The sequence below is a fragment of the Streptomyces sp. KL109B genome, assembly GCF_030766935.1.
Lineage (GTDB): Bacteria > Actinomycetota > Actinomycetes > Streptomycetales > Streptomycetaceae > Streptomyces.
This window is the reverse complement of the sequence record NZ_JASERL010000015.1, coordinates 100,944-118,944: the sequence shown is the minus strand read 5'-3', so window position 1 is coordinate 118,944 and position 18,001 is coordinate 100,944. Positions and strand designations below refer to the sequence as shown.

Annotated in this window: 13 protein-coding genes; 7 read left to right on the top strand and 6 right to left on the bottom strand. The window is 71.8% G+C overall.

Annotated features, from left to right (window positions below):
- The first annotated feature begins 106 nt into the window (after positions 1–106).
- From RBJ65_RS36555 to RBJ65_RS36535, 5 genes are all read left to right on the top strand, one after another.
- Entirely contained in the window at positions 107–1,489 is a 1,383-nt protein-coding gene (locus RBJ65_RS36555) for an MFS transporter (protein WP_306319791.1), read from the top strand.
- Between the two features lie 58 nt (positions 1,490–1,547).
- A complete protein-coding gene (locus RBJ65_RS36550; protein WP_306319792.1) occupies positions 1,548–2,618 on the top strand; it encodes an alcohol dehydrogenase catalytic domain-containing protein in 1,071 nt (356 codons plus the stop codon).
- Positions 2,615–4,201, top strand: coding sequence for a mannitol dehydrogenase family protein (locus tag RBJ65_RS36545; protein WP_306332196.1), 1,587 nt, complete (start codon positions 2,615–2,617; stop codon positions 4,199–4,201). The genes RBJ65_RS36550 and RBJ65_RS36545 overlap by 4 nt, the downstream gene beginning before the upstream one ends.
- A 53-nt stretch (positions 4,202–4,254) precedes the next feature.
- Positions 4,255–5,472 (top strand): D-mannonate dehydratase ManD, encoded by a 1,218-nt coding sequence (gene manD, locus RBJ65_RS36540; protein ID WP_306319794.1) that lies wholly within the window; start codon positions 4,255–4,257, stop codon positions 5,470–5,472.
- Between the two features lie 100 nt (positions 5,473–5,572).
- Entirely contained in the window at positions 5,573–7,723 is a 2,151-nt protein-coding gene (locus RBJ65_RS36535; RefSeq protein ID WP_306319795.1) for an alpha-galactosidase, read from the top strand.
- Between the two features lie 118 nt (positions 7,724–7,841).
- On the opposite strand, the gene RBJ65_RS36530 is transcribed toward RBJ65_RS36535, so the two are convergent.
- From RBJ65_RS36530 to RBJ65_RS36520, 3 genes are read right to left on the bottom strand one after another with little or no spacing between them, the layout of a single operon-like run.
- Complete coding sequence (locus RBJ65_RS36530) at positions 7,842–9,365, bottom strand: 3-hydroxyacyl-CoA dehydrogenase (protein ID WP_306319796.1); 1,524 nt, start codon at positions 9,363–9,365, stop codon at positions 7,842–7,844.
- 48 nt (positions 9,366–9,413) lie between these two features.
- The gene (locus tag RBJ65_RS36525; protein WP_306319797.1) at positions 9,414–10,247 is read right to left on the bottom strand and encodes a CoA-transferase subunit beta; all 834 of its coding nucleotides are present in this window, start codon (positions 10,245–10,247) and stop codon (positions 9,414–9,416) included.
- A gap of 26 nt (positions 10,248–10,273) precedes the next feature.
- On the bottom strand, positions 10,274–11,191 hold the full coding sequence (locus RBJ65_RS36520; protein ID WP_306319892.1) for a CoA transferase subunit A: 918 nt from the start codon (positions 11,189–11,191) through the stop codon (positions 10,274–10,276).
- Between the two features lie 157 nt (positions 11,192–11,348).
- On the opposite strand from RBJ65_RS36520, the gene RBJ65_RS36515 reads away from it, so the two are divergent.
- On the top strand, positions 11,349–12,278 hold the full coding sequence (locus RBJ65_RS36515) for a LysR family transcriptional regulator (protein WP_306319798.1): 930 nt from the start codon (positions 11,349–11,351) through the stop codon (positions 12,276–12,278).
- An 85-nt stretch (positions 12,279–12,363) separates the two neighbouring features.
- Entirely contained in the window at positions 12,364–13,590 is a 1,227-nt protein-coding gene (locus tag RBJ65_RS36510) for an acetyl-CoA C-acetyltransferase (protein ID WP_306319799.1), read from the top strand.
- 126 nt (positions 13,591–13,716) lie between these two features.
- On the opposite strand, the gene RBJ65_RS36505 is transcribed toward RBJ65_RS36510, so the two are convergent.
- From RBJ65_RS36505 to RBJ65_RS36495, 3 genes are all read right to left on the bottom strand, one after another.
- Entirely contained in the window at positions 13,717–15,516 is a 1,800-nt protein-coding gene (locus RBJ65_RS36505; protein ID WP_306319800.1) for an ABC transporter permease/substrate binding protein, read from the bottom strand.
- Entirely contained in the window at positions 15,509–16,669 is a 1,161-nt protein-coding gene (locus tag RBJ65_RS36500) for a glycine betaine/L-proline ABC transporter ATP-binding protein (RefSeq protein WP_306319801.1), read from the bottom strand. The genes RBJ65_RS36505 and RBJ65_RS36500 overlap by 8 nt, the downstream gene beginning before the upstream one ends.
- A 102-nt stretch (positions 16,670–16,771) precedes the next feature.
- Positions 16,772–17,809, bottom strand: coding sequence for a Gfo/Idh/MocA family protein (locus RBJ65_RS36495; protein ID WP_306319802.1), 1,038 nt, complete (start codon positions 17,807–17,809; stop codon positions 16,772–16,774).
- Between the last annotated feature and the right edge of the window lie 192 nt (positions 17,810–18,001).

Below are 18,001 nucleotides of genomic sequence, written 5' to 3'. Positions count from 1 at the left end.
GTCACCCTCTCACCTCAGCTGCGGAAATTCTTACATACAAGGCTTGTATGTAAGAGGTGACGCAGGTAGAAATGGCACGCCTGATTCCGCAGACCGGAGGTCGACGATGACCAGCCACCCCGTCACCGGGTCCGAGGTGACGAAGCCGTCCGGCCCGCCCGCGCACCCGCACACGTCCCCGCCGCCGCGCCCGCGTGGCCGCGGCAAGAACGTCCGTTGGGGCATCGCCGTGCTGTGCTTCGGCGGACTCGCGGTCAACTACCTCGACCGCTCCACGCTCAGCGTCGCGCTGCCCGCCATGTCCAAGGACCTGCACATAGGCCCGGAGACCCAGGGCTTCATCCTCAGCGCGTTCTTCCTGACGTACGCCGTGTGCCAGCTGCCCGCGGGCGCGCTCCTCGACAAGTACGGGGTGAAGCGGGTCTTCGCGCTCGGCGCCATCTGGTGGTCGCTCGCCACCGTCGGCATGGGCCTGGTGCGCGGCGTCGGCTCGCTCATCGGGGCCCGCATGCTGCTCGGCGCCGGCGAGGCGGCCGGCTATCCGGCGCCCGCGAAGGCCGTCTCGCGGTGGTTCCCGCGCCACGAACGCACCCTCGCCAACAGTGTGTGGGACAACGGCGCCCGCGTCGGCACCGCCGTCGCGCTGCCGCTCGTCACCGCGCTCGTCTCCGCCTTCCACTGGCGGATCGCCTTCGTCGCCTGCGGGCTGCTCGGCTTCCTGTGGATCATCGGCTGGTGGCGGCTCTACCACGAGCCCGCCGACCACCCGAAGCTCAGCGCGGAGGAGCGCGAGTACATCGAGGCCGGGGGCGCCCGCGTCGAGGAGGAGACGCCCGCCGGGGCGGCGGACGCGGACGCGCCCAAGGTGCGCTGGCGGGACCTGTTCCGGTACCGGACGGTCTGGGGCATGATGCTCGGCTTCTTCTGCCTCAACTACGTCATCTACTTCTTCATCACCTGGTTCCCCAGCTACCTCGTCGACGAGCGCGGCTTCGACCTCCTCTCGCTCGGGTTCTTCGGCACCGTCCCCGGACTCGTCGCCATCGCCGGATCGCTGCTCGGCGGCTTCACCGCCGACCGGCTCCTGCGCAAGGGCTGGTCCACCACCAGGGTCCGCAAGACGTGTCTCGTCACCGGCACCCTGTGCTCGTCCGTGATCGCGCTCGCCGTCGTCGTGCCGACCGCGTCCGGGGCGCTCGCGCTGCTCTCCCTGAGCTACGCCTCGTTGACCTTCGCCACCGCGTCCGTCGCCTCGCTGCCCGCCGATGTCGCCCCCACCCCGGGGCACGTCGCCTCCCTCGCCGGCATCCAGAACTTCGCCTCGAACGTCGCCGGGGCCCTCGGCCCGGTCGTCACGGGCTTCCTGCTCGCGGCGGGCGGCGGCTCCTACCTGGTGCCGCTCCTCGTGTCCGGGGCGCTGTCGGTCGTCGGCGCGCTGACCTACGCGTTCGTCATCAAGCGCGTCGAGCCGCTGCCGGTGCGGGCCTGAGGGCCTGAGAGCCTGCGCATCGGTGCAAGACATTTCGTACGAGAGAAAGGGGTGCCCCGTGGCCACCACCACGCACCGCGCCGCCGTCCGCGCGGCCGTGCTGCACGGGCCCAAGGACCTGCGCACGCAGGACCGTCCGCTGCCCGAACCGGGCGAAGGGGAAGTGCTCGTCGCGGTCCGCGCCGTCGGCCTGTGCGGCTCCGACCTGCACTACTACGAGCACGGCGAGAACGGGCCCAACGTGCTGCGGCAGCCGACCGTCCTCGGCCACGAACCGTCCGGGATCGTCGTCGGCCACGGCGCGGGCACCGACGAGCTGCCGCACGGGACGCCCGTCGCCGTCGAGCCCGCGCACCCCTGCGGGCGCTGCGCCCTGTGCCGAGCCGGGCGGTACAACCTCTGCCCGAAGGGCACCTGCTTCGGCTCGCCGCCCACCGACGGCGCCCTCACCGAACTCATCGCCGTACCAAGGGACTTCGTGCATCCGCTGCCCGAAGGCATGGACGTGAAGCTGGGCGCGCTGATCGAGCCGCTCGCGGTCGCCGTGCACGCGGTGCGGCGCGCCGGGGTCGAGCCGGGGGAGCGGGTCCTTGTCAGTGGGGCGGGGCCCATCGGCGTACTGGTCGCGCAGGTCGCCGCCGCGAGTGGGGCGGCCGTCACGGTGTCCGACGTGGCGGCCGAGCGGCGGGAGTTCGTTGCGGGGCTGGGTGTTGAGGCCGTGGACGCCGCCGTGCTCCAGCCCGATCCGGCGCGGGCGCATGCGCTCGCCGACCCGGACGGCTACGACAGTGTCCTCGACTGCTCCGGCGTCGGCGCCGCGCTTGTCTCTGGTATCCGCGCGCTGCGGCCCGGTGGCACGGCGGTTGTCGTCGGCAACCCCAACCGCCCCGTCACCGAACTGCCGTTGGCGTGGATGCAGCGGCAGGAGATGGCGTTGCTCACCTCGTTCCGGTACGGGGCCGGGGACTTCGCGGCGGCCGTGCGGCTTGCCGGGGGCGGGCGGGTGCGTCTCGATGGGCTCGTCACCGCCGAGTTCCCGCTGGAGCGGGCCGACGAGGCGCTGCGCGTGGCGCTCACCGACCGTACGCAGATGAAGGTGCTGGTCACCTCCGGTGGGGTGGGCGTGTGAGTGCGCTTCCGAGGTTGGGGCGGGGCGTGTTGTCGCGGTCGGCCGGGGCCCGCGCCGTAAAGGATTGGGGCTCTGCCCCATACCCCGCTCCTCAATCGCCGGAGGGGCTTGATCGTGTATCGCCGGAGGGGCTTGGTCGTGAATCGCCGGAGGGGCTTGGTCGTGCCGGCATCGTTCACCTCGGCCTCGGTAACTTCCACCGTGCCCACCAGGCCGTCTACACCGCCGAAGCGCTGCGACACACGGACGGGCCCTGGGGGATCACCGGGGTGTCCACCACGCCAGGGAGGCGACCCCGGCCGGTCATCGAGGGGATGGCCGAGCAGGGCGGGCTCTACAGCGTGCTCACCCTGCACCGCGACGGCGGCTTCGCCGCGACCGTGCCCAGTGTGCATCGCCAGGGGCTGGTCGCCGACGGGCAGGGGGCGGACGTGGTCGCCGCCATCGGCAGCGCGGACACCCGCATCGTGTCCCTCACCGTCACGGAGAAGGGCTATACGTTCGGCGCCGACGGGCGGCTCGACCTCGACGACCCGCTGGTCCGCGCCGACCTCGCGGGCGGCACCCCGCGCACCGCGCTCGGTCTCATCGCGCGCGGGCTGCAGCAGCGGCTGCGCGCGGGCGCCCCACCGGTGACGCTGCTCAGTTGCGACAACCTGATGGACAACGGGCACCGGCTCCGTACCCTGCTCGGCGAGTTCGTCGACGTGCTGCCCGCGGCCGAACGCGAAGACCTCCAGGCGTACGTCGACGGGGCGGTGTCGACGCCGAACGGCATGGTCGACCGGATCGCCCCTGCCACCACCGACGAGCACCGCGACCTCGCCGCCCGCGCGCTCGGTGTCCGCGACACCGTGCCGGTGCCCGCCGAGCCGTACAAGCTGTGGGTGATGCAGGACGACTTCCGCGCGGGGCGGCCCGCCTGGGAGCACGCGGGCGCGGTGTTCACGAAGGACGTCGCCCCGTACGAGGTGATGAAGCTGCGCCTGCTGAACGGCGCCCACTCTCTCCTCGCCTACCTCGGCCTGCTGCGCGGCCACCGCTCCATCGACGCCGCCGTGGGGGATGAACTCCTCGGCGGGGCCGTTGAGTTCGCGATGCGTGAGGAGATTCTGCCGACCGTTTCCGAACCCGATGGCATGCCAGGCGCGGCGTACATCGGGGAACTCCTCGAACGGTTCGCCAACCCGGCGCTCGGCCACCGCACCGCCCAGGTCGGCTCCGACGGCTCCCTGAAGATCCCCGTGCGCTGGGCCGGAACCCTCACCGAGTCACTGGCCGCAGGCCGCGTGCCGCGCGTGCTCGCGCTCGGATTCGCCGCGTACGTAAGGGTGATGACGGTTGAGGGTGCGTACGACGAGCCGTCGCTCGGTGCCGTCCATGACGGCGCACGCGCCCGACTCGTCGAGCTGGCGGCACGGGCGAGCGGGCCCGAGAGCGCGGCCCGGCTGCTGCTCGCCGAAGGCGGCCTGCTGCCTCAAGAGGCGGCGCAGGACGAGGAGTTCGCGGACGCCGTCGCCGAGTTCGCCCGAATCCTCGACGCGCACGGCGCGGACGCCGCACTGCGCGCCGCCCGCGACTGAGCCACCCCGCCACCCACGTCCCGTAGAAGAGTCCAGAGAGAGAACGGCACCGCATGCCCTGCACCATCACCTCCGCCGAGGTCTTCGTCACCTGCCCCGGCCGCAATTACGTCACCCTGAAGATCACCACCTCCGACGGTGTCACCGGCATCGGAGACGCCACCCTCAACGGCCGCGAGCTGGCCGTCGCCTCCTACCTGCGCGACCACGTCTGCCCGACGCTCATCGGCAAGGACCCCGCCCGTATCGAGCAGCTGTGGCAGTACCTCTACAAGGGCGCCTACTGGCGGCGCGGTCCTGTCACCATGACGGCGATCGCCGCCGTCGACGTCGCCCTGTGGGACATCAAGGGCAAGGTGGCGAACCTGCCCGTCTACCAGTTGCTCGGCGGCGCGGCCCGCGATGGTGTCACCGTCTACGGACACGCCAGTGGCAACACCATTCCCGAACTCCTCGACGACGTACGGCGGTTCAGGGACAAGGGCTTCCGCGCGGTGCGCGCCCAGGCGGCGGTGCCCGGCCTTGAGCGGGTCTACGGCATGCGCAAGGGCGACGGAGACACCTACGAGCCGGCCGACGGGAACCTCCCGACCGAAGAGGTGTGGGACACCGGCGCGTATCTGGACTTCGTGCCCCAGTACATGGCCGCCGTGCGCGAGGAGTTCGGCTACGACTTCCAGCTGCTGCACGACGTGCACCACCGGCTCTCCCCGATCGAGGCCGGCCGGCTCGGCAAGTCCCTTGAGCCGTACCGGATGTTCTGGATCGAGGACCCGACACCGGCCGAGGACCAGGAGGCCTTCCGGCTGGTGCGGCAGCACACCACGACGCCGCTCGCCGTCGGCGAGATCTTCAACTCGATCTGGGACTGCCAGCACCTCATCACCAACCGCCTGATCGACTACGTCCGCGCCTCCGTCTCGCACGCGGGCGGCATCACGCACCTGCGCCGCATCTTCTCCCTCGCCGAGCTGTACGGGGTGCGCTCCGGTTCGCACGGCGCGGGCGACCTGTCCCCGGCGTCGTTCGCCGCGGCCCTTCACCTCGACCTGTCGATACCGAACTTCGGCATGCAGGAGTACATGGCCCATCTCCCCGGCTACGAGGAGGTGTTCCACACGTCGTGGACCTTCGAGGACGGCCTGATGCACCCCGGCGACCGCCCCGGCATCGGCGTCGACTTCGACGAGAAGGCCGCCGAACGCTTCCCGTACGAGCGCAAGTACCTGCCGGTGAACCGGCTGCGGGACGGAGGGGTGCACGACTGGTGAGCGGCGGGGGCGTGCCCGAACGGCAGACCCGGGGCCCATCCCGAGGCCCTAGCCTGTGGTGGCCGTTCGTGTCGTCGGCCGTCTGGAGTGGTGAGTGCTCATGTCCCTGACCGATCCCGTGCAACTGCGTGCCGCCGGTGTGAGTCTCGTGTTGGCGGCGGAGGGCGACGGGCTGCCGGGCGTCGTGCACTGGGGCGCGGACCTCGGCGACCTGGACGGCGCGGGCCTCGCCGCACTGTGCCGAGCCGTCACCCCGGCCCCGGTGCACAACGAGGCCGACCGGGTGGTCGCCCCGTCGCTGGCGCGCGAGCACGCCGCGGGCTGGAACGGGCGGCCGGGGCTGACCGGGCACCGCGCGGACGGCACCGCCTGGTCGCCGTGGTTCCGGTGCACGCGGCTCGACGTCGACGACCGAGGGGGAGCCGGTCGCGGAGGCCGCGTCGTCGCCCACGGTGAGGACGCCGACGCGGGGCTCGCGCTCGTCCTCGAAGTGGAGCTGACCGAGGAGGGGTTGCTGCGGCAGCGGGCCGAAGTCGCCTCCACGGAAGGCGTGTTCGTGGTCGGCGGTCTCGCGCTCACCCTCCCCGTGCCGCCGGCCGCCACCGAACTCTTCGACCTCGCCGGACGCTGGGGACGCGAACGGGCCCCGCAGCGGCGCCCGTTCACCGTCGGCGTGCACGCCCGCGAGAACCGGCGGGGCCGCACCGGGCCCGACGCGCCGCTGATCCTCGCCGCCGGCACCCCCGGCTTCGGCTTCCGGCACGGCGAGGTGTGGGCGCTGCACGTGGCGTGGAGCGGCAACCACCACACGTACGCCGAACGGCTCGCCACCGGCGCCGCCGTCCTCGGCGGCGGCGAACTGCCGCTGCCCGGCGAGATACGGCTCGCGCCGGGGGAGCGGTACACGACGCCGTGGGTGTACGCCGCGTACGCCGACGCCGGACTCGACGCGATCGCCGCACGCTTCCACGGCCACCTGCGCGCACACCGGCCCCGGCCGAAGCCGCGCCCCGTCGTGCTGAACACCTGGGAAGCCGTCTACTTCGACCAGGACCTGGACCGGCTCACCGAACTCGCCCGGCTCGGCGCCGAGGCGGGCGCCGAGCGGTTCGTGCTCGACGACGGCTGGTTCCGGCACCGCAGGAACGACCGGGCGGGCCTCGGTGACTGGTACGTCGACGAGAGTGTCTGGCCGCGGGGGCTCGGGCCGCTCATCACCCAAGTACGCGGACTGGGAATGGAGTTCGGGCTCTGGGTCGAGCCCGAGATGGTCAACCCCGACTCCGACCTGGCCCGCGCCCACCCCGACTGGCTGCTCGCCACCGGCGGCAGGCAGCCGCTCACCTCACGCCACCAACAGGTCCTCGACCTCGCGCGGCCAGGCGCGTACACGTACATCCTCGAACGCCTCGACGCACTGCTGACCGCGTACGACATCTCGTACCTGAAGTGGGACCACAACCGGGACCTGATCGACGCGGGACACGGCCCGCACGGCACGCCAGGGGTGCACGCGCAGACGCGCGCCGTGTACCGGCTGCTCGACGAAGTGCGCGCCCGCCACCCTGAGGTGGAGATCGAGTCCTGCTCCTCCGGCGGCCTCCGCGTCGACCTCGGCATCCTGGAACGCACGGACCGGGTCTGGGCGAGCGACTGCATCGACCCACTGGAGCGGCAGCGGATCCAGCGCTGGACGGCGCAACTGCTGCCGCCCGAGCTGATCGGCGCACACGTCGGAGCGCCGCGCTCACACACCACGGGCCGCACCCACGACCTGGCCTTCCGCGCGGGCACGGCCCTCTTCGGCTCCTTCGGCATCGAGTGGGACCTCACCACGGCGACGCCCGCCGAGCGCGCCGAACTCGCCCGCTGGGTCGCCCTCTACAAGGAGCTGCGGCCGCTGCTGCACGGCGGCACGACCGTACGCGCCGACTCCCACGACCCCGTGCTCGCCGTGCACGGCGTCGTCGCACCCGACCGCGCCGACGCCCTGTTCGCCGTGGTCCAACTGGACGCCCCGGACACCTCGGTGCCCGGCACGGTCCGCCTCCCCGGCCTCGACCCGACCTGCGCCTACCGGGTGAGCACGCAGCCGCCGGGAGACACCCCCGCGCTGCGGCAGACGGGGCCGACACCGTGGACCGGCGGCGAACCGCTCGTGCTCAGCGGCGCCGCCCTCGCACACGTCGGCGTCCGCGCGCCCGCCCTGTACCCCGAGCAACTGCTGCTGATCCGGGCACGGGCCGTGTGACTCGCCGCGGCCCCAGCTCTGCCTTGTGAGCCCCTGCGGCGATTGAGCAGCAGGGTCCGGGGCGGAGCCCCGAGGTGTTGGGCAACGGTCCCGGCAGCCCACCTCGACCGGGCCCGGCTCAGCCGAGACACTCCCCGGGCGCCGTGCCCCGGTGGGTCAACGGCAGGCCCAGCTGGGCGCGTTCGGTGAGCCAGCGAGTGGGGCGGTGGCGCGGGTCGCCCGTGCTGGTGTGCAGGGCGCGCTGCAGGTCGAGCAGGCGGGCGGCGCCGATCCGGTCGCCCCAGGCCAGCGGGCCCGTCGGGTAGCCGAGGCCGAGGGTCACCGCCAGGTCGATGTCCTCCGGGGCGGCCAGCGCCCGCTCGGCGATCGACGTGGCGACCGACACCACGGAGACGATGAGGCGCTGCGCCACCGAACCCGCCGCGTCCCGCACCACGGTCACGGTGTGCGGCTGCCCGCCGGGGGCCGGCCGGGCCAGTACGGCGCGGGCGTCGCGGGCCGCCGCCGGATCGGCCGCCGGGGTCACCGACAGCACGCGGCGGCCCGTCGTGACGGACAGCGGGTCGACGCCGAAGGCGCGTTCCGCGGGGAGTCCTTGGGCGGCGACCGCGGCCGCCACCGTGGTGCCCCAGACCGGGACCAGCACGAGGGCGTCGGCGGACGGGTGCTCGCCGTCCTCGACGGTGGCGCCGGACGCGCGCAGCGCCTCCCCGAGCGCCCCGTCGCCCGCCACGAACACGGGCCGCCCGGCGTCCCCCGCCACCGGCGCTTCCTCGGCGGGACCGGTGGCGTCGGGCCCGTACGCGTACCAGCCCTTCCCTGTCTTGCGGCCGTGCAGGCCCGCAGCGACCCGGTTCGGGGTGAGGTACGAGGGGCGCAGGCGTGGTTCGTGGCGGAAGCCCTGCCAGATCGAGTCGATGACCGCCGCCGTGACATCCAGCCCGGTGAGGTCCATCAGCTCGAACGGGCCCATCCGCAGGCCGAGTACGTCACGGACCACCCGGTCGATGTCCACCGGTTCGGCCACCGACTCCTCAAGGAGCGCGAGCGCCTCCGTCACCAGGCCGCGCCCGGCGTGGTTGACGAGGAAGCCGGGGGTGTCGGACACCGTGACCGCGCGATGCCCGCAGCTCTCCACCAACTGCGTGAGAAGCGGCGGGAGTTCGGGGCGGGTCGTAGCGCCCGGCACCACCTCCACGATCCGCATCAGCGGCACCGGGTTGAAGAAGTGCAGGCCCGCGAGGCGCGAGGGATCGTCGAGCGTCGCGGCGATCCGGGTCACCGACAGGGAGGACGTGTTGGTCGCGAAGACGGTCCCGGCGGGCAGCACCCGCTCCAGCTTCCCGAACACCTCCGCCTTGGTGTCCAGGTCCTCCCGTACGGCCTCGACGACCAGCTCCACGTCGGGTCCCGGCGCCCACGGGTCGTCCAGCGGGACGAGGCGCGCCACGGCCGCCGCGCAGTCCTGCGCCGACATGCGGCCCTTGGCGACGGCGCGCTCCAGCATGGACCGCACGAAGCCGACGGCTTCCCGCACCGCCTCCGTCCGTACGTCGCTCACTTCGACGGTGTGCCCGCCGCTCGCGGCCCACTGGGCGATGCCGCGGCCCATGGCTCCGGCGCCGACGATCCTGATACGCATGGCAGTTGGGGACCTTTCGTGGGGTCGGAAGGGTGCTACGAGGGTGTGTCAGCGGAGGTAGACGCGGCCCGGGTCGACGTCCTCGCGCAGGAGGCGCAGCTCAGCCGCCGTGGGCGGCTCGACCGTCGCCACGTCGTCGGCCACCTTCAGGTCCCAGCCCGTCGCCGCCCTGACCCGGTCGACGGTGACACCGGGGTGGACGGCGGTGAGACGCAGCTCCTCGCCGATGCCCCCGCGGGAGAGGACGCCCAGTTCGGTGATGACGCGGGTGACGCCGACGCCGAGCGGCCGGATCCCCTCTTCGAGCGCCCGGTCGGGGCCGGGTGTCGTGCAGAAGTCCAGCGCCTCGGTGAAGGAGCGCGGGTTGTGGCGGCGCATCACGACGAACACCTCACGGGAGTTGGCCATCACCTCGATGCCGCCACCGGACCCGGGCAGCCGCACCGACGGGCGCTCCCAGTCGCCGATGACGGACGTGTTGAGGTTGCCCCAGCGGTCGATCTGCGCGGCGCCGAGGAAGCCGACGTCGATGTGTCCGCCCTGCAGCACGCTCCCGAACAGCGTCGGCATCGAGAGCACCGCCTCCGCGCCGGTGATGAGGACGGCGTCCGCGATGGTCTCGGGCAGGTGCGAGGGGTGCGCTCCGCAGACCCCGGACTCGTACACGACCTCGATCCGCGGGGCGACGGTGAGGTGTGCCAACTCGGTTGCCAGCGTGGGCAGTCCGATGCCGGCGAAAACCGTGCGGCGCGCGGCCAGTTCGCGGGACGCGACGACGGAGAGCAGCTCCGAGGACGTGATGGCCCCGGACCCGGAGGACCCGGAGGACCCGGAGGACCCGGAGGACTCCGAGGACTCCGAGGACTCGGACGTAGTGGTCATGGCCAGTTCCTTGTCGTGTGTCGTGCTCACAGTCGCCGTCCGTAGTTCACCGGTGCGCTCAGCGCCTCGCCGACCGCGAGCCCCGCCCAGAACTCCTCGCCCTGCTTGGCGACGTACTCGGCGTGATCGGCCGTCCCGTACACCCACTCGGCCAGCCACTGACGCAGCCGCTCCGGATCCTTGCTGATGTGCGACCACGCCCGGTAGAAGGCGTTGTCCCGGTCGTAATAGCCCTGCGCGAACGACGGGTGCGCGCCGCGCGGGCACACCACGACGGCGTCCACGGCGTGCGCCGGGACGAGCGTGCGATTGGGGTCCGAGCGGACCACGTCGTCGTCGACCAGCTCCTCGACCACGACGACCGCCTTCTTCGCCGCGTACACGGCCTCGGCCTGAATGCCCGTCAGGCCCCAGATCTGGGTGTTGCCGAGGCGGTCCGCGCGCTGCGCGTGGATGATCGTGACGTCCGGGTTCACGGGCGGCACGACGTAGATCTGCTCCTCCTCGCCGTCCGGCCCCGGGTACGGCGAAGTCACTTTGCGCAGCGCGTCGTTGACGCTCGGCAGGTCGCTGCCGCCGTAGCTGCGCAGGGGGTGGAACGGCAGGCGCTGGGCCCCGGCCAGATAGCGGCAGATCATCCCGTAGTGGCTGTACTCCTCGAACGCGAGCGGCGCCGGGTCCGCGTTCTCGATCCGGCGGCGCAGCTCGCCGAGCGAACCGGCGGAGGAGTTGCCGACGAAGGAGGAGACGAGCCGGGAGACACACCCTCCGGCGAGCATCTGATCGACGACGATGTCCGCCGTCATCCGCACCACCGTGAGGTCCCTGCGGCCCTGCCGGATGATCTCGTGTCCTGCGGCGGTGGGGACGAGGTGGGTGAAGCCCTCGATGCTGACGGTCGCGCCGTCCTCCACGAAGCTGGCGATGGCCTCCTTCATCGACATGACCTTTGGTGACGCGGACTCGGACACGGACGCGGACACGGTGCTCCTCACGGCGTGTGTGCTGGTCGCCCTACCGTTTCAGCGCCTATTGATTGCCGTCCAATACCAAATTAAGGTCGAATCAAGACCGCAGACTAATGAATGGGGGCCGGGCCGCATGGAGCTTCGCCATCTCACGGCCTTCACCGCCGTCGCCGAGGAGCTCCACTTCGGCCGGGCCGCCAAGCGGCTGCAGATGGCGCAGCCGCCGCTGAGCCAGCAGATCCGGCAGCTGGAGAAGGAGCTGGGCGTCCAGCTCTTCGAGCGCAACACCCGTTCCGTGCGCCTGACCAGCGCGGGGGAGTCCTTCCTCGAACCCGTACGGACCGTGCTCGACGACCTCGACACGGCGGTGCGGGCCGCGAAGGCCGCGGGGCGCGGCGAGTTCGGCCGGGTCACCATCGGCTTCGCCGGAGCGTCGAGCCACGAGACACTGCCCCGCCTCACCCGCGCCATCCGGGCCGCGCACCCCGCCCTCGAACTCGTCATGAAGGGCCAGACGTACGCCAATGTCGCCCTCGACCGGGTCGCCGACGGCACCCTCGATCTCGGCTTCGTACGGCTCCCGGTGACGCAGCCGGGCGTGGCGTACCGGGTCATCGACGAGGAGGAGCTGCTGTGCGCGCTGCCCTCCGACCACCGCCTCGCCGCGCTCGACGAGATCCCCATCGACGTCCTCGCCGAGGAACCCTTCGTCTCCTTCCCCGCGAACGCCGGATCCACGGTGCGGGACGCGATGGTGGAGACCTGCGAGGCCGCCGGGTTCAACCCGCGTGTGGTGCAGGAGGCCCCCGACTCGTACACCATCCTGGCGCTCGTCGCGGCCGGCGTCGGGGTCACGCTCACGGTGTCGTCGGTGCGGCACATCCAGCAGACCGGGCTCGTCTACCGGCCGCTCGCCGGGCCGCCCATCCGGCGCCAGGCGGCCCTCGCCTGGCGCGCCGACAACCCGTCCGCCGCGCTGCGCGCCGTGCTCGCGGTGTGCGAGGACGCGCTGCCGACCCCCGAAGGCCCCCCACGGAGACCATTGAGACGCCATCCGTCTTGATCCGCTGGGAACTTGGTATTGGACCGACTCAGCGCTCGGGTGCGAGGGTCGCCTCACGCCCCGAGCCCCCGAAAGGTGTTCCGTCATGCCCGAACAGGCCGATGTCGTCATCTGCGAACCGCTGCGCACCCCCATCGGACGCTTCGGCGGGGCCTTCGCCCGGCAGACGCCCGCGGCGCTCGCCGCGCGGGTCGTCGCCGAGATCGTCGCCCGCACCGGCATCGACCCGGAGCGGGTGGACGAGGTGATCCTCGGGCAGGCCTACCCGTCCTCCGACGCCCCGGCGATCGGCCGCGTCGCCGCCCTCGACGCCGGCCTGCCCGACACCGTGACCGGCTCCCAGATCGACCGACGCTGCGGCTCCGGGCTCCAGGCCGTGCTCGACGCCGCCATGCAGATCCGGGCGGGCTTCAGCGAGGTCGTCATCGCCGGTGGCGCCGAGGTGATGAGCGCCGCCCCGTACTACACGCACGAGGGCCGCTGGGGCATCAAGGGCCCCGGGCTGCAACTCCACGACTCGCTCGCGCGCGGCCGGGTCACCGCCGGCGGCATCCACCACCCCGTACCCGGCGGCATGATCGAGACCGCCGAGAACCTGCGCCGCGAGTACGGCATCAGCCGCGCCGACCAGGACGCCATCGCCCTGCGCTCCCAACAGCGCGCCGCCCGCGCCGTCGAGGAGGGCCGCTTCGACGCGGAGACCGTGCCCGTCACCGTACGAGGCCGCAAGGGCGACACCGTCGTCGCCGCCGACGAGCACCCGCGCCCGGACACCACCGCCGAGCAACTCGCCGCGCTGCGGCCCGTGATGGGCACGTCCGACCCGGAGGCCACCGTCACCGCGGGCAACGCCAGCGGGCAGAACGACGCGGCCGCCGCCTGCCTCGTCACCAGCGCCGCCACCGCCGAACGGCTCGGCCTCACCCCGCTCGTCCGCCTCGTCTCCTTCGCCCGCGCAGGGGTGCCCGCCGCGACGATGGGCATCGGCCCCGTCCCCGCCACCCACGCCGCCCTCGACCGGGCCGGTCTCACCCTCGCCGACCTCGACCTGATCGAGCTGAACGAGGCGTTCGCCGCCCAAGTCCTCGCCTGCACCCGCGCGTTGGGCCTCGGTGACAAGGACCACGAGCAGCGGATCAACGTCAACGGCTCCGGAGTCTCCCTCGGCCACCCCGTCGGCGCCACCGGCGCCCGCATCCTCGCCACCCTCGCCCACGAAATGCGACGCAGCGAGTCCCGCTACGCCCTGGAGACCATGTGCATCGGCGGCGGCCAGGGCCTCGCCGCCATCTTCGAACGCATCCCCGCCTGAGCCAATCCAAGCCCCTGGGCGCCTGGGGCGGTTGAGCCAAATCAAGCCCCGCCGTCGGACGAGAGGCAGCGGGGTCCGGGGCAGAGCCCCGAGACCGCAACCCCGTCACACGCACCCGCACCCGCACTACTTGACAGGCGTCATCCGCTCCGCAAACCCCGGATGCCCCTTCAACCAGGACCGCACCGCGCTCTGCTGCTCCCCCTTGCCGGCCTTGTTGATCACGGACTCCAGGCCCATGAGCTGCTTCTCGCTCATCTTGAAGTCCTTGATCCAGCCGGCCACCCGGGGATGCTCGGATGTGAAGCCCTTGCGGCCGATGCCGCGCAGGTCGTCGCCCTTGCCCCAGGCGTGCTTGGGGTCCTTCAGGTTCTTCATCCGGAAGTCGGCGTAGGCCCAGTGCGGCGTCCACAGGCTGACGACGATCGGCTTCTTCGCCGCGTACGCGCGCTTGAGCTCGGCGAGCATCGCGGGCGTCGAACTGTCGACGACCTTCATCTTCGAGCCGAGGCCGTAGGCCGGGATGACCTTCTTCTTCAGGATGGCCGTCAGGCCCGCGCTCGCCTCGATGCCCGTGATCTTCCCGCCGAACTCGCCCGCGTGGGTCCTCAGATCGGCGAGGGAGTCGACGCCCTTCACGTACGCGGGCACGGCCAGCTTGTTCTCCATCTTGCCGGTGTACCAGGTGCCCAGGGACTCGACGTCCTTGCCGTACTTCTTCCAGTACGGGGCGTGCGTGACGGGAAGCGAGGCGTCCGTCTGGAAGTCGACGTCGCCGCGGGACAGCGCCGTCCACAGCGGGCCGAGCTCGAACTGCTTGACCTGCACCTCGTAGCCGCGCCGTTCCAGGGCCTCCTTCCACAGGTACGTGGTGGCGGTGGCCTCGTCCCAGGGGATGTAGCCGATGGTGACCTTCTCGCCGTTGCCGACGCCCTCGACCGTCTTCTTCTCGGAGCCGCCGAAGACACCGAGGCCGCTCGCGACGAGCGCGAGGACGACGACGCCGATCCCGGCGAACGCGGGGCGCGGACGGTGGTGCCACAGCTGCGCGCCGAAGCCCGTGACGGCGGCCCGCTGCTTGGCTGCGACGCGGCGGCCGAGCGGCGACACCTGGGTGCCGAGCGCGCTGGTCATGCGGTCGAGGTAGATGGCGAGCAGCACGATGCCGATGCCGGCCTCCGCGCCGAGCCCCACGTTGAGCTGGCCGATGGCCTCGTTGACGTCGCCGCCGAGCCCGTCGGCGCCGACCATGCCCGCGATCGCGGCCATGGACAGGGCCATCATGATGACCTGGTTGACGCCCGTCATGACGGTGGGCAGCGCCAGCGGGAACTGCACGCGGAGCAGCGTCCTGCGGGGCGTGGTGCCGAACGCCTCGGCGGCCTCGACCAGTTCGCGGTCCACCTGCCGGATGCCCAGCTCGGTGAGGCGGACGCCGGGGGCGAGGGCGAAGACCAGGGTGGCGACGATGCCGGCGGGGGCGCCACTGCCGAAGAACAGGATCGCCGGGATCAGATAGATCATGGCGGGCATCGTCTGCATCAGGTCCAGGACCGGTCGTACGGTCGCGCTGACGCGGTCCGAGTACGCGGCCCAGACCCCGAGCGGCACCGCGATGACCAGCGCCAGGATCGTCGCGACGAGTACGAGCGACAGCGTCATCATCGCGTGTTCCCACAGTCCGAGGGAGTCGATGAAGGCGAAGCCGACGAAGGAGAGGACACCGGCGAACAGGCCGCGCAGCCACCACGCGCACACCGCGAAGATGCCCGCGAGGAGCAGCGGTTGCGGGGCGTCGAGGACGGCGAGGATGCCGTCGTAGCAGCCCTCGAAGACGGTCTTGAAGAAGTCGAACAGCCAGGCCGCGTGGTTCAGCAGCCAGTTGACCGCCGTGTTGACCCAGTCGCCGAAGGGAATTCTAGGCATTGCCGGCGGCCTCGCTCTTGGTCTCGTTCTCGTTCCCGGTCTCGTTCCCGGTCCCGGTGTCGTTCCCGTTCCCGGTGTCGCTCCCGGTCCCGTTCCCTGTCTCGGCCAGCACCGACAGCAGCCGCTGCTGGCTGACCACGCCGGTCAGCACCTCGTCCTCGACGACGGCGACGGGCTGCCCGCCGCCGCGCGCGCACGGCACGAACAGTTCGGCGAGTGGTGTCTCGGGGCCGACGCGGGCGGCCGCGTGGGCGAGCAGTTCGCTGTCGGTGCGCCCCGAGTCGGCCGAGCCCGCGCGCAGGTCGGCGGTGGACTGCATGACGGCGCCCGCGGTCAGGACGCGCGAACGGTCCACGTCCTGGATGAAGTTGGCGACGTAGTCGTCGGCCGGGCGGACGAGGATGTCCTCCGGAGTGCCGTTCTGCACGATGCGGCCGTCGCGCATGACGGCGATGCGGTCGCCGAGGCGCATGGCCTCGTTGAGGTCGTGCGTGATGAACACGATGGTCTTCTTGAGCCGCTTCTGCAGGACAAGGAGCTGGTCCTGCATGTCGCGGCGGATCAGCGGGTCGAGGGCGCTGAACGACTCGTCCATGAGCAGCAGGTCGGCGTCGGTGGCGAGCGCGCGGGCCAGGCCCACACGCTGCTGCATACCGCCGGACAGCTCGTCGGGGAAGGACTTCTCCCAGCCCTCGAGACCGGTCAGTTCGAGGGCTTCCAGGGCCCGCTTCTCGCGCTCCGCCTGCGGCACACCTTGGACCGCGAGGCCGTACGCCGCGTTCTCAAGGACGCTGCGGTGCGGGAACAGCGCGAAGTGCTGGAAGACCATGCTGATCTTGTGCGAACGCACCTCGCGCAGCTCGCGCGGGGACAGCGTGGTCAGGTCCTGGCCGTCGAACTTCACGTGTCCGGCCGTGGGTTCCGAGAGGCCGTTGAGCATGCGCAGCAACGTGGACTTCCCGGAGCCGGACAGGCCCATCACGACGAATATCTTGCCGGTCTCCACGGTGAAGGACGCGTCGATGACGCCCGCGACGGTCCCCTCGGATCGCAGCTCCTCGCGGTCGGCTCCGGCGTCGAGCCGCTCGACCGCTTCTTGCGGTTGCTTGCCGAACACCTTGTAGAGGTGCGTGGCCTCCAGCCTCACTGACACATGAACCTCGTATCTCCTCGACCTGCGAAAAGTTGTGGAATCAAGCAACCTTCCTCGGCCGTGGCGCCTGCCCCGCGTTCGGGCGGGCAAACGGACGCTCGGTTACGACCCGGTGTCGGAGGCGTAGAAAACGGGGCATTCCGGCACATCGGTGGCGATGACGAGGCCGGAGGTGAGGGACTCGGCGGTGGCGCGGGTGATGACGGTGGCCGCGTAGCCGTCCCAGGCGGAGGGGCCGGTGGGTGGCAGGCCCGCCGCCACGTTCGCGACCCACTCGCGGAACTCGGTGTCGAAGGCGTCGGCGAACCGGCCCGTCCAGTCCGGCAGGATCGCCGTGCTGTGCGCGCCCGCCGTGCGCACCCCGACGGCCGCCGGATCGGGCAGCCGGACGAGCCCTTCCTCGCCGACGGCCTCGCACTGGATGTCGTAGCCGTAGCGGCAGTTGACGAAGACCTCCAGGTCGATCCGCACACCCTTCGCGGTCTCGAAGAGCATGAACTGGGGGTCGATGAGGTGCGCGGGCTTCTTCGTCGTCGAGCGGGGCGTGATGACCTGCGCCGACACGAACTCGTCGGCGAGCAGCCAGCGCAGCACGTCGATCTCGTGCACGGCCGTGTCGAGGGCCGCCATGTCGGAGGTGTACGCGTCCACGGACGACGCGTTGCGGTGCGCGCAGTGCACCATCAGCGGGGTGCCGATCCGGCCCGCGTCGATGACCTCCTTCAGCTGCCGGTAGCCCTGGTCGTAGCGGCGCATGAAGCCCACCTGGACGAGCCGGGAGCCGTGCGCCCGCTCCGCCTCCACGATCTTCAGGCAGTCCGCGGGCGTCGTCGCGAGGGGCTTCTCGCAGAACACCGGCTTGCCCGCCGCGATCGCGTTCAGGACGTGCTCGGCGTGCGTGGGACCCCACGAGGTGACGAGCACCGCGTCGACGTCGTCGGCGGCCACCAGCGAGGCACCGTCGGCGAGCACCCGCGCGCCCGGATACCGCGCCGCCTCCGCCGCCCGCTCCGCGTCGATGTCGGTCACGGCCGTGACCCGGGCCCCGGCGATCACATCGGTGAGCCGCCTGATGTGCTCCCGGCCGATCCAGCCGGCACCGATGACACCTATGCGTATGACACCCCTGCGTACGGTCATGACCTGCCCCACCTTCGCTGTCGGCGCGCTCCGATCCCGGTACGGTGGCGCTTGCTCAAATGTCATGTCAACGCCGCTCCCGGGGCTCCGCCCCGGACCCCGCGCCTCAAACGCCGGCGAGGCTGGAATCACCGGGGGTGTCGTGTCCGCACATCCCCTCCGGGAAAGGCCCCTTGGTGACACCGGAACTCC